The organism is Spiroplasma endosymbiont of Melanargia galathea, assembly GCF_964031075.1.
Taxonomy (GTDB): Bacteria; Bacillota_I; Bacilli_A; order Mycoplasmatales; family Mycoplasmataceae; genus Spiroplasma_A; species Spiroplasma_A apis.
In genome coordinates, this window is sequence record NZ_OZ035000.1 from 763,810 (window position 1) to 776,876 (window position 13,067).

Below are 13,067 nucleotides of genomic sequence, written 5' to 3' on the forward strand. Positions count from 1 at the left end.
GAAATTACAAAAAACAATGCATATAAACATGACAATATTTTAATAGTCAATTCCATTGTAAGACCTTCTTTCTTTAATTAACTTATTTTTAATTTTATTTTCTTCTTTTAAAATATTCATTGCAGATTGTTTCGCTTTTCTTTTTTCTTTTTGAATCATCTGAAATAAGTTTCTTGGCATATATAAAATTGATGAAATATACTTTTTATTACTAATTACTCCATTAGGATTGAATAAATTGTTACCTACAAAACTTCTTTTAGATTTAAATTTCTCTTTTTTTCAATTTCAAATGATTTTTTTTAATATTTTGTTACCAAATGCAGGTAGTATTCCTTGATAAAAACCTTGAGCATTTAATGACTTGATATGTTCGTTTTTGTACTTTAATTTTTTATATTTAATTTTTTCTATAGGATCTTTTAAATTTCAATCTTTTTCCTCTTTTAATAAGTCTTGTGTTGTTAAAATCAAACTTTTTTCTTCTATTTTTAAGTCAACATCTTCTAATTCATAACTTGAATAAATTCGACAAAACTCTTCTGCTTTTTTATCATTTTCCTCAATAAATTCATCGTACGCATTTTTTAAGTTTGGATCACTTTTAATAAAATCTAAAGTAATTTCATCTAACTTTTTCCTATCTAAATCAGTTATATATTTAGAACCATAGGTGATTTTTTTTAAAGGGATATCTTTAAAACTTCCAAAATGTAACTTTAGTTTTTGTTTTAATTGATTAGAAAATAAATCAATCTTGTCAATCAGGTTAATTTTACTTTTATTAATATCAACATAAATTTGTTTTGCATCATTTCAAGAAGTTGTAGATGGCTTAGAAAAACTATCTCATGATATTTCAAATTTTTTTCTTAAATTATGTTGACTTTCTAAGAAATTAATACTTTCTTTTTGTTGATTCCTAATGTTTATATCTAGCCCTGCTCTAAAATCAATTTTTGAATATAATTTTCCGTTTTGTTTTCATATCCTTTTCCTTTTTGGTTTTCCATACTTATTTAAAACCTTATTTTTATTACTATCTAAAACATATTCATAACTAGTAGGTTCTTTTTCAAAAAAACCTAGGTGAATATGGTTATTATCTGTGTTTGTGTGCATTGAAAAGAATCAATTTACTTTTTCATAATCCATGCCGTTGTCGCCAAAAAAACCCTTAAGCTCAACGTTTAACGCTTTTTGTACTTTTTCTGGTGTATAGAGATTATTTTCTTTAATAAATTCTTCAGAAAATGATATTACTGTATCTCAAAAAACTTGTTTATCATCTAATTTTTTCATATCATTTCTTAGTTCTTTAACTTCTTCTATACTCATTACTCCATTTTTTGAATATATTCCGGTACTCTTAAAATTTTTGTTTATTTCTTCAAGCATTTTATTATATTTCTTTTTATCTTCTCTTGAACCGGTTCTTAAAGTATTTAATAGTTTTACTTGTTCATCATCTATATTTAAATTAAAAACAGCATCTGGTCTAGAAATATAGTTTAAATAGTCACCAGACTTGTAATAATTATCTCTAGCCTTTTTACTTTTATTTCTTATTTCTTTGGTAACTGAATCAATTGGTTGATTAAATTTCAATATTTTAAAAATAACTCCTGGAGTTTTTTTCATATTATTCCTTTCTATTTTCCACGGGAAAAATTGGTAAATAAAAAACTAGCAGTAGCTAGTAACAAAATATTAATCTAAACAAAAAAATAGAGTCCTAGCGCTGCTAGTGCTCTATTTACCTTATAAATATAATAACACATCTGAATGTTCATAATAAATACAAATTTTAAAATCTTTATTCTGTAATTTATTTAAAATTGATCTAATTTCATCATTAATTTTTTTTCTTTCTAGTTCATCTATGTAAATTTCTCCAGCATATTCATCAATATAAAAGAATAATTCTAAATCTATTTTATTTTTCTGTACATATTTATTTTTTAAATTCTTATAGTAAGAATCAATTTTTTCTTTTTTTATATGTTTTTTGAAAGACAATAAATTAGGTTCTTTATAAATACTATGAATAGAAATAAGGGTATTCTTTCTATTCATACTTTCCAATGATTCTATTCCATTTTTTTGTGCAAAATCATTGAGCTTTTTTATTGGTAATAACAAATTAACTTCATATTCTTTATGCTTACTTGTTGTATTTTGATAATAAATAGAACTTATTTCTAACCCTAATATTTTATTTTTATAATGAATAATAAAATCAGGAACATCAAAATAAAAAATGTCTTCAATATAATCTAATTCATCCTTATTTTTAATTCATTTAATTAAACTCCTTAATTCATTAATTTTCAAAAAAAATCTTTTGTATTTTTTAAAACCATATATTTCTTTTTCAGACAAATATTTACAAATACGATAAAAATCGATAAAATTAAAATTATCTTCGTTAAGTTTAAGATTATCATAATCGATTGTATAATTTTCTTTTATTAAAATTTCAAATATATTCGGATTAATAAGTTCTATTTTATTTTTTATAATATATTTTATTGTTTTAAAAAGTGACTTTTCAAAAACCAAATCTAGTTTTTTGAAAATTTGTTCAAAATTATATTTTTCTAAAATTTTTAATGCTGCTTCCATTCTTTTACCTTTACATTAAAATTATAAAATAAAAACTGCAATTTTTATTGCAGTAATTTGAATATTATTTAGTTTTAAAAATTAATAAAAGTACTTAAAATTCTTAATTTTTTACTAATATGTTAATTTTTATTATTAGTCAAGAAAAATTAGTTTTTGCTTTACCTAGTAATTCTAATATATCATTAGAAATCAAAGATATTTTAGTTAATTAAAATCCGCTTGTAACAATTATTTTTAATTGTCTTTTTAATAATGATTGAAAATACTCAACTTATTTTAAAATGAAAGAATAATTTTATATAAGTTTTATATCATATAAAAATAGTTTTTCATTTTTTTGGTATGTTTGTTTTAAATGGTTGTTTAATTTTCTATAAACATTGTCCTTAGATCCAAAACAATTTTTTGATAAATTTAAACCTACATCAACACCAATTTCATATGTTGTAAGAGAATTTGGTGATAACTTAGCATAGAGAATTTCGTTAGTATCAATATTGACATATTTAACTTTTGAAATTAAATTTAAGATATAATTCTTATTTGTTATTTCAATTTTTAAATATTTATTCTTAATATCATTAAAAATAATATCTTGCACATTTATAATAACTTTATATTTTTTGCCATATATTGTATTCTCCTCTTTTTTAAAATTCTGCATTTTTACAACTTGGGTAGTTTGAACAACCCATAAATTTCTTAGTTTTTTTAGTTTTTTTATCAGTATAATTTCTTTCAACCATATAACCATTTTTACAAACTTCACATAATTTTTTATTTGAATAATCTGGTTGATTAAATTCAATAAAATTACAATTTGGATAGTTTGAACAACCTTTAAATTTTGTTCCTTTTTTACTAACTCTCTCTAGAATATAGCCTATTTGACATTTTGAGCACTTTAAACCATCAAAATTGTAATTAGTAGATAAATTATCTAATTTTAAATAAAAATCTCTCAAGTATTGCTTATAATCAACTATTTTGTTATTAGCTATTAAATCTAAATCTTTTTCCATTTCTTTAGTAAAATCTAAATTTATAATACTTTTAAAGTTTTCTTCTAAAAAGTCATTAACTTTTAAACCTAATTCATTAACTATCATTGATTCAGCTTTTGATTTTTCTAATTCAACATAACCTCTTAAAACATTTACCTCTATTGCTGTTTTATAAGTACTAGGTCGACCAATTTCTAACTTTTGTAATTGTTCAATTAAACTAACTTCATTTAGTTTACTAGGAGCTTTATCATAATCTTCAATAATTTCTAGATTATTTACATTCAATTCATCATCCTTAAAGTAATTAAATTCAATATTTTTAGGTAATTCTAAACTTTTATCAATTTCATAATATCCTTTAACAATATATTGCTTTAAATTTGTATAAAAAATACTTCCATTATTTTCTAAAAAAACTTCTTTTTTAATACCGCTAGGTTTTTGGTAAATCGAATTTATAGTATTTTGTCATATTAATCAATATAAATTCTTTTCTTTATCGTTTATTTGCTCACTACAGTGTTTATCAATATCTTCAACAAGTCATTCAAAATGAGTTGGTGTAATTGCAGGATGTCCTTCTTGATCTGTTTCTTTAGTTTGGGTTTTAATTAGTTTACCTAATTTATCTTGGCCAAAGTAATTAATAATAAATTTAACTAAATTCTGTTCAGTTTCATAATCTAAATTATTAGAATCAGTTCTAATATAAGTAATTAAACCTTTCTCATATAAACTTTGAGCTAATTGTGTAGTTTCTTTAGTTTTTAACTTTAATTTAGATTTAGCAGCTTTTAATAAGTCTGCAGTTGAAAATGGTTTAAAGTTATTTTCTTCAAATTCGCTCTCTTTTATATCTCTTATGATAAAACTACTAGTTAAACTATTTTTTAAATCTAGGGCTTTTTGTTTATCATAAAATTTATTAATTACTAATTTGTTATTTTTATTATAAACGTAGTTTTTAAATATAATGTCTTTAACAGTTTTATCTTGTATATAAAAGTATTGTTTTTTATCAAAAGCTTTAATTTCTTTTTGTCTATTACACAATATTTTTAACACTGCACTTTGCACTCTTCCTGCACTTGCCCCTCCAATTGTTTTTTGTAAAATTGGGGAGACTCTAAACCCAACCATTCTATCTAACATTTGTCTTGTAATAGCACTATTTACATAACTTTGATTTATTTCATTTAAGTTATTTAACTCTTTTTGAATACATTCTTTAGTAATAGCATTTAGTCTCATTCTTTTAAAATTATTATTATATTTTTTTAAAATATCATATAAATGCCAAGCAATTGCTTCTCCTTCTCTATCTGGGTCTGTTGCAATAATTATTTCTTGAACATTTTTAGCTTGTTCAATTAACTCATTTACAACTTGCTTTTTGTCATTTGAAATTTTATAAATTGGATTCATCTGTTTTAAATCAATTCCCATATTAAAGTCATTTTCATTTGAAAACTCTCTAACATGTCCAATTGAAGCTTTAACAATATAATTGTTATTTTTGTCAATTTCTTTTAAAAATTGACTTACTTTTTTAATTTTACCTGGTGATTCTAGGATTACTAATTTTCTCAATTTCAATACCTCTTTTCTTCTATTTTCCCCGGGGAAAATAGGTAAATAAAAAACTAGCAGTAGCTAGTAACAAATATTAATTTAAACAAAAAAATAGAGTCCTAGCGCTGCTAGTGCTCTATTTACCTTATAAATATAATAACATGGATCTTACATTTCAAATTCAAGTGTATTATTTTTTTCTTGTTTTCTTGAGACTTCTTTTATTTTAGCTATATTAATCGTGTTCCTTAATTCTTTTAATTCTTTTTCATTAAGTTCCTTAAATTTGTTTATTTTTCTAATAATATATTTTTCTTTAACTTTTACATTATAATAGTTTCTTGCTCTTATAAACGTTCCGTCACTTCTTTGATATTCTCAATTTGTATTTTCATTATCTTTAGAAGATAACATTTGTACAAAATATTGATTATTATTGTGAGTTATATTGATTTTATAAATAAAACCAAATCTAGTTTCTTGACCTTTGCCGGTCTTCTTCTTGTCATTTTTTATAGGGCTATATAATACCACCCATTCACCAATTTTATATTTAGACAATTTCATCACCTTTCTTGTTTATAAAAAAAAGCACACAATGTGCTTTTCATCTTGTTTAAAGGGAACACCCTACCTATTATAAATAGGCCTAAACTCTCCTTAATTTAGGATGATTTAAGTTTATCATAAATAGTTAAAATTACAATCTTTTTATACTTTTTTAATAGAAATTCTACTCTAAAATCAATATAATTCAATATTTTTGCATTTAAACATTATTAAGTTAATTATGGTATTAATTTATTTTTATCATATCTTTTTCTTTTCTCATCTTGAATTTTTTTTATTTATATTGAAAATATTTGATTCAAAGCATTTAAAACATCATTGTAATTGTATTTGTCCATTAATGTAGAAAGTATTCAATATCTATTTCTGCTCAAAGTAGTTTTATTAATTCATTTATCTTTATTATCAATAATTTTCTTTTGTTGCCTAATTATTTTTAATGCATGATGAATTTCTTCATAATTATGATATTTTGAAATGTTTAAAAGTCATAAATAGTGCTCTTTATTTAAAAGTTTATAAGCCATTTTATTTACCCTCAATCAAATTTAAAATATTATCTAATTCACCATAAGTTTTATATTTTATACTTAATTTTGATTTATCAATAACTACTTCTGCCTTTAAAATTTCACTAAATTTTTTTTCTAGATTTATAATTTCATCACTTCTAGAATTATCTTTTACTGTTAAATGTTTTTTTTCTAAATTATTTTTAGATATATTTTTTTCAACAACTTCTTTAACTAAAACTTTTTTTTCATCATTATTTAGAGTTTTATCTGTTGCTATTAATGCAGCTTTAGAAATTTCTAACTCTCCATTTTCAATATAGTTTTTAATTTCATTATCTAATTCACTTAAATTAAGACCTGATAATGCTTTTGATATTCAACTAATAGATTTACCAATATTTTTACTAATATCATTTAAACTTAAACCTAATTCTTTCAACTCTTTAATTGAAACTGCTAAATCGTAAGTTGTCATTTCTTCTCTTTGAATATTTTCTATAATTGATGCTTGTCTGAAATCTTTTTCAGTTGCATTTCCTACTAAAACAAGACATTCAATAGTTTGATTGTTTAATAACTTAAATGCTTCTAATCTTCTTTGCCCTGCAATAAGTTTTATCTCATTCTTATCATTCACATTTACAATTATAGGTTGTAACAAACCAACTTTTTTTATGGAGTTTGCTAATTCTTCGATTTTTTCCTTATTTAAGTTTTTCCTTGGTTGAAACGGATTTGGAAGGATTCGTTCAATTTCAATTTTTTCAATTTTATTTATTGCCATTTATTTATCCTTTCTTTGGAGATTCTATTACATAATAAAATATGTTATCCTCTTTATCGTATTTTAACTCACCGTTTTTATACTCTCATTTATTAATAATTCCATTTGGATTAATAACTTTCTTGTGAATAAAATTTTGATCAATTACAGCATCTTCTTTAATAGATATATGTATTTGAAATTCTTCACCGTCTATTCTTAAAATAGAGCCTTTTGGAATATCTATAATTTCATCTAATTCAATCTCTTCCACTTTTTCATTTTCTTTAGAAGCTTTTGTTTTTTTAACCACTTCCTCCATTTCACTTTCATTAGAATTATTGGCATCAATTTTTTGTTTGATTTTTTTACCAGTTTTGAATTTAAAAGCTGGTCATGTTACTTTTGTTTCTTTATTTTCACTAAATATTGACATATTTCATTTCCTTTCTATTTTCCCCGGGGAAAATTTTTAATTTTTTATAAAAAAAGTATTTTTTCATCGATTTTTTTATATTGTTTTAAACCTTCTAATCCTTTTAAAAAATGCATTGGTTTTGTAAATTGTTCATTTATTTCATTTCATTCATGACTGAATTTTGTAGAAAATATATAATTCATAAGATTATCTAACTCTTTTAACTCTTTTATTTTTTTAAAAGTATTTAAGTTTCCTAAACACAAAGATCCATCATCATAGAAATGAGGTAAACACATCGAGAAAAATTTAGTTTTTGCTTTTAATTCTCCGGTAAAAGCAAATAACCTAATATTTCAATTGTTAAAATCATTTTTTTTATTTAATCTAACTTCTGCGATCAATTGTGGTAAAAATATTGTTTTGTGAACATATCTACCTTTGCTATAAGCAAGAATATCTCTAATGGAAGGTTCATAATAAAAGTAGTATAAGTCATAATATTCATTCGATTTTATAGTAATTAGTTTTTCTGAAAAACTAATACTTCCAATTTTATCTACATTATTTTTTGTATTAATAAATAATCAATTTAAAAATTCATTAAATTTAATTCATCCAGATTTATTAACTCCACTCTTATTTTCTAATTCTACTTTGCAATAACCTCTATCGTTTTTATTAAATTCCAACTTAAGTTTAGAAAAGGATTTCATAGTCATCAACCCTTTCAAAAATAATTTCTGTACAAGTTATCTCCTTTTCGGGCAAAGTTGAAATTCTTGTTTCTTTTTCAACTTGTTTCTTTAGTTGAATAAAACTATAGAATTCTTTTAAATTAAGTGTCAAAAAACTTGAATTTTGATCAAGTATTTCTTTAATTTTAATGACTCAATTCAAATCTAATTCATTTCACTCACAGATTTGTACTCTAAGTTTTTCATATAAATATCATGTTTTAGATATTTTTTTAATTGAATATATAATCTTTAATATGTTAAAGTTATTTTCGTTTTTTTGAACAAACTCGTTGTATTTACTTTTATCAGAACTTTTTTTCTCTTTAACAGGATTATTTTCTAAAAGTTTAATTTCTTTTATTTCTTTTAAATTTAGATTCATCTATAAGCTCCTTAATTTGTTTTCGTTTTTCTTCTAGTTCTATTAAAAACAAAATATCTTGATTTTTATTTTTGTCAATTATTGGTAATATTTCAAAAAATAGTTCATTTTCTAAACTTAGGATTTTTATATTTTTTGAACTTTTAAAGTTTTCTAATAAATATTCTTTTTGGTATTTAGGAATTTTAGTTAAGTACTTTGTTATTACAAATACTCTATTTTTAGTATTTTTAAAAATAAAGTTAGGTTCTGATGCATTTTGGTTTATATTAAGTAAAATTGTTTCATATAAATCAAATTTATCATAGTTAGAAATAAGTACTTCATTATAAACTACAATATTTTTTATTAACTTATCTCTTTGTCATGCTAATAAATAAATTTTGTTTATAATATTTTTTTTCAAAAAATATAGTCTATCAATATTACATTCTTTAATAATTTTTAAATTACTAAAGAATATACTAATTTGGTGTATGTCCATTTTTATTATTTCCTTTAATTTTTTCTAATTTAGAGTTGAACTCTCAAAACTTAATATGATATTTCTCTTTTATAAAGATATCAATATTTGATAAAACTTTTAAAATTAAATTACTAGCTTGATCGTTTGTTGCAAATTGTTGAACAACGCCATCATTTATTAACTCTTCGCAACTCTCTTCTGTAATTTTTAATTCAGTATCTTTTTCAATTTTCAAATTGTAAATATTACTTCTAAATTCGTTAACAATAATGTCACCATTTACATCTTCATTTGCTGAATCTATATAAACTATATCTGAATTTTTTGAATAACCAAATCAACTAAAATCTTTTTCTGCCAGTCAGGTTTTAAACATGTTTGTAGATTTTTCAATAAATATTCTAGTTTTATGGTTATCGACACAACTTATTATTATTACTTTATTAAAAGAATTATTAAAAGATTTAATTATTTTAAATAAAGAATTCTCTTTATTTAAAAATTTATTAATAGAATAACAATTTTTAAATCTACTTATACTATTTATTTTTTTAGCTAAACTTTCAGCTTTATAATTATAAACATCGTGATTTTGAAAAGGTTGGCGAATTACATTTTTATACTCTACCTTATCTCCATCAATTAAAATTAAATTATCATTATTTCTCAAAAACTTGGCTAGTTTTCCAGCAAGAAGTCCTCCAGTTCCTCCAACTCCAATTAAAAATATTATTTTACTCATTTTTTTTGTAAGGACAATTACAAATCCACATATTCAAATGTTTTATTTTCAATTTTGTTGGGGTGCCTTTTGTCAACGCCTTCAAATTCTATAGTTAAATTTATTATTCCTTGTATTCTTGAAAATAATCTTTCAATTGTCATCGAATCATTAATTACTTTCGAATATTTATTTTTAAGCTGTTCAATACTATAATTTGAAGTAATAATTGTAATTGTATTTTTTTCTTGTTTTTTAATAAACTCAAATCTTGATTCAAATAAATTTAATATATAAGGTAATGTAGAATTGTGTGTAAATTCGCTTCCAAAATCGTCAATCAATAATATATTAGCGGAAGTATCAATTTTTGTTGCTGTAGAAAATTCAAGTTCTTTTATCCATGATTTTTGAACATCTCTTATTCAATCATTTGAGTTAAAAAACATTAATTTATATTTAGGAATTTTATATCCTTGTATTTGAACTTTTTCATTTAATAATTTTTGACAAATTTTTTTTAAAAAAGTAGTTTTACCAACCCCCGGTTTTCCGTATATAAAAATGCCAGTATTTTTAAATTTATTATTTTTTAAATTTTTATTGATTAAATAATCAAGTTTTTCATACTCAAGATCATGGTCTATATTCAATTTAGTTTTAATCATATATTTTTTCTCCAATAAAATTACTTACAAAATCACGATATTTCTGAGAATTTTTGTCATTTAATTCTTCAAAGAATTGAGCTAACGTTTCTCCCGAAACTTGATTAACTTGTTTTTCGGATAAAGAGTATATTATTTCTTGATAATAATGAATTTCATTTGTTTTATAATTTCGAAGATTTATTTCAATACCAAATCAGTTTTTGTATTTACTTGATAAATAATAATTTTTATAAATTCAAATTAATCCATTTGTATTTCAAGGACTCTGAATTGCAAAAGCTGTTTTATTAATATTTCATCCTTTAAATCAATGGTTTAGCAACCATATTTTTTTATTTTTAACCCCCATAGATGTCCTTTCTATTTTCCCCGGGGAAAATTTTTTATTTTCTTTTTTTATAATCGTTTGATTATAATCAAAGATTATTAATTATTTAATGTTAATTTATAAGTTTTAATTTATTTGATATATTTTTAAATGATTTTTTATAAATAATTCTTGAGTATAATCTGTGATTATAATCGTTCATTTTTTCAAAATTTTCATTTAAGCAATACAAAAAATTAAATTGCATATATTTTTATTTAGCAATTGTTGATTTATTTTAAGTTAGTCATGACTTTTTTTTTTTTTTTATTTTTAGTAAGATAGCGCACAGCATATTTAATTTATGTTTGTTTTAGTATTTGCGTATTTGCTCGTTCAATCACCTTATTTCTTTTTTAATCAAAATAAAAACTGCTTTTACAGCAGTTTTAAATATTTACTTGATCTATTTCTTACCCCCTTATTTTTTCCCTCGCCCGTGTATAAGGCTACTTATAATGAATTACTATAAAGTTTTTTAAGTTAATAAATTTCTTTTTATATCCATCAATGCGATGTCTTTTCTTCTTATTGATTATCACATACAAGAAAAGTTAGATAAAACTGCTAAATAAGGAAAGTTAACTTCTTTAATTTGAAATCATTTAATGACTAAATTATGATTTCATATAAAGCAAACTAATAAATAATCTTTTATTTATCAAAGTATTTTAAAATATATAATCTAAATAAAACTTATTGTCTTTTAAAAAACAGTTTTAGTTCTTAAAAATAGAATTAAACATAAAAATATATTAAGTTTTTTAATTGAGCTAATAAAAATAGTTTTAAAAAAACTATTTTTATTTTATTTATAATTGAAAATGTTTTTTCCAAGAATGTTAATATTCTATCAAATAAATAATAAATTATTTTTTTCTATATAATATTTTATATGGAGAAAAAAATGACAAAAGAACTATTAAAAAAAATTATTATCTCAGAGAATATTAAATATATAAAATTACAATTTACTGATATGCTGGGGTTTCTTAAAAGTATTGAAATTCCTGCTGAGAAACTTGATAAAGCATTAGACAATGAAATAATATTTGATGGATCTTCGATAACAGGATTTTCTAAAATAAATGATGCAGATATGTATCTTTATCCCGATTTGAATACTTGATTGATTTTGGAGATGGAATCTAAAAAAGAATATAAAGTAGGAAGACTTTTATGTGATGTTTACACTTCAAATAAAACACATTTCGAAAGTGATCCAAGAAGTATTTTAAAAAATTGCATACAAAAAATGAGAGATTTAAAAATAGGAGAAGATTTCAATGTAGGTTTAGAACCAGAGTTTTTTTTATTTAAACTTGACGAAAATAATACTCCAATTTTAGAACATACAGATGATAGCGGGTATTTTGGTACGCCTTCAATTGATACATCTTCTTTAGTCAGAAGAGAAATAATGTACGAACTGCAAAAGTTAGGATTTAATATGGAAGTCTCTCACCATGAAGTTTCAAGATCTCAACACGAAGTTAATTTTGAATATTCAAATGCCTTGGAAACATGTGATAAATTACAAACTTTCAAAGTACTTGTAAAAGCTGTTGCAAAAAAATATAATATGCATGCAAGTTTTATGCCTAAGCCTCTAAAAGGTATGAATGGTAATGGGATGCACGTAAATTGCTCGATTGCTGATAAAAATAGTAATAATTTATTTTATGATTCATCTAAGGAAAACGGTTTAAGTGAGTTGGCTATACATTTTATAAACGGTGTATTAAAACATGCAAAAGATATATCTTTATTAACAAACTCTACAATAAATTCATTTAAACGATTGGTTCCTGGATATGAAGCTCCATGTTATATAGCATGAAGTGATTCCAATAGGTCAACAATGATAAGAATACCAGCCGCCAATGATAAAGCAAAAAGAGTTGAGGTGCGTTCGGTAGATTCAACTTCCAATCCTTATCTAGCTTTAAGCGCAATACTTATGGCCGGAATAGATGGTATATTAACAAAAGAAACTACTCACCAATCAATCAAGAAAAACTTGTTTAGCCTTTCAGAAAAAGAAAGAAAAAACTTAAGTATAGAAAATTTGCCTACAGATTTAAAAGAAGCACTTAATTTTTTTAGAAACTCGGACTTAATTAAAAAAGTTTTTGGAAATGATATTATTGATAAATTCATAACTATCAAAGAAAAAGAATGAAAAGATTACGTTTCAGAAATAACAGACTGGGAAATTAAAAAGTATTTTAACTACTATTAAAAAAT

General features: G+C 22.5%; 15 protein-coding genes. 1 reads left to right on the forward strand and 14 read right to left on the reverse strand.

Features of this window, described 5'->3' with window-relative positions:
* Positions 1-39: 39 nt before the first annotated feature.
* From mobL to AAHM92_RS03495, 14 genes are all read right to left on the reverse strand, one after another.
* Positions 40-1,641, reverse strand: coding sequence for a relaxase MobL (mobL, locus tag AAHM92_RS03430; protein ID WP_500221994.1), 1,602 nt, complete (start codon positions 1,639-1,641; stop codon positions 40-42).
* 120 nt (positions 1,642-1,761) lie between these two features.
* On the reverse strand, positions 1,762-2,625 hold the full coding sequence (locus AAHM92_RS03435) for a hypothetical protein (protein WP_500221995.1): 864 nt from the start codon (positions 2,623-2,625) through the stop codon (positions 1,762-1,764).
* Positions 2,626-2,923: 298 nt separating this feature from the next.
* Positions 2,924-3,292, reverse strand: a complete 369-nt coding sequence (locus AAHM92_RS03440; RefSeq protein WP_500221997.1) for a hypothetical protein — start codon at positions 3,290-3,292, stop codon at positions 2,924-2,926.
* The gene (locus AAHM92_RS03445) at positions 3,279-5,225 is read right to left on the reverse strand and encodes a type IA DNA topoisomerase (RefSeq protein ID WP_500221998.1); all 1,947 of its coding nucleotides are present in this window, start codon (positions 5,223-5,225) and stop codon (positions 3,279-3,281) included. Before AAHM92_RS03445 ends, AAHM92_RS03440 begins: the two co-directional genes overlap by 14 nt.
* A 150-nt stretch (positions 5,226-5,375) precedes the next feature.
* A complete protein-coding gene (locus tag AAHM92_RS03450) occupies positions 5,376-5,768 on the reverse strand; it encodes a hypothetical protein (protein WP_500221999.1) in 393 nt (130 codons plus the stop codon).
* Positions 5,769-6,055: 287 nt separating this feature from the next.
* Complete coding sequence (locus AAHM92_RS03455) at positions 6,056-6,304, reverse strand: hypothetical protein (protein WP_500222001.1); 249 nt, start codon at positions 6,302-6,304, stop codon at positions 6,056-6,058.
* A 1-nt stretch (position 6,305) separates the two neighbouring features.
* The gene (locus AAHM92_RS03460) at positions 6,306-7,076 is read right to left on the reverse strand and encodes a ParB/RepB/Spo0J family partition protein (RefSeq protein ID WP_500222002.1); all 771 of its coding nucleotides are present in this window, start codon (positions 7,074-7,076) and stop codon (positions 6,306-6,308) included.
* 4 nt (positions 7,077-7,080) lie between these two features.
* Positions 7,081-7,491 carry a hypothetical protein gene (locus AAHM92_RS03465; RefSeq protein WP_500222004.1) on the reverse strand — a complete coding sequence of 137 codons (411 nt, stop codon included), beginning with the start codon at positions 7,489-7,491 and terminating at the stop codon, positions 7,081-7,083.
* A gap of 44 nt (positions 7,492-7,535) precedes the next feature.
* Positions 7,536-8,189, reverse strand: a complete 654-nt coding sequence (locus AAHM92_RS03470; protein WP_500222005.1) for a hypothetical protein — start codon at positions 8,187-8,189, stop codon at positions 7,536-7,538.
* Entirely contained in the window at positions 8,173-8,595 is a 423-nt protein-coding gene (locus AAHM92_RS03475; protein WP_500222006.1) for a hypothetical protein, read from the reverse strand. Before AAHM92_RS03475 ends, AAHM92_RS03470 begins: the two co-directional genes overlap by 17 nt.
* Positions 8,561-9,079: a hypothetical protein gene (locus tag AAHM92_RS03480; RefSeq protein ID WP_500222008.1), complete on the reverse strand. Its 519-nt coding sequence runs from the start codon at positions 9,077-9,079 to the stop codon at positions 8,561-8,563. Before AAHM92_RS03480 ends, AAHM92_RS03475 begins: the two co-directional genes overlap by 35 nt.
* Entirely contained in the window at positions 9,060-9,803 is a 744-nt protein-coding gene (locus AAHM92_RS03485) for a ThiF family adenylyltransferase (RefSeq protein ID WP_500222010.1), read from the reverse strand. The genes AAHM92_RS03480 and AAHM92_RS03485 overlap by 20 nt, the downstream gene beginning before the upstream one ends.
* Before the next feature lie 17 nt (positions 9,804-9,820).
* Positions 9,821-10,450, reverse strand: coding sequence for an AAA family ATPase (locus AAHM92_RS03490; protein WP_500222011.1), 630 nt, complete (start codon positions 10,448-10,450; stop codon positions 9,821-9,823).
* Positions 10,443-10,802 carry a hypothetical protein gene (locus AAHM92_RS03495; RefSeq protein WP_500222013.1) on the reverse strand — a complete coding sequence of 120 codons (360 nt, stop codon included), beginning with the start codon at positions 10,800-10,802 and terminating at the stop codon, positions 10,443-10,445. The genes AAHM92_RS03490 and AAHM92_RS03495 overlap by 8 nt, the downstream gene beginning before the upstream one ends.
* Positions 10,803-11,715: 913 nt before the next feature.
* On the opposite strand from AAHM92_RS03495, the gene glnA reads away from it, so the two are divergent.
* Complete coding sequence (glnA, locus tag AAHM92_RS03500) at positions 11,716-13,062, forward strand: type I glutamate--ammonia ligase (RefSeq protein WP_500222015.1); 1,347 nt, start codon at positions 11,716-11,718, stop codon at positions 13,060-13,062.
* Positions 13,063-13,067: the final 5 nt, after the last annotated feature.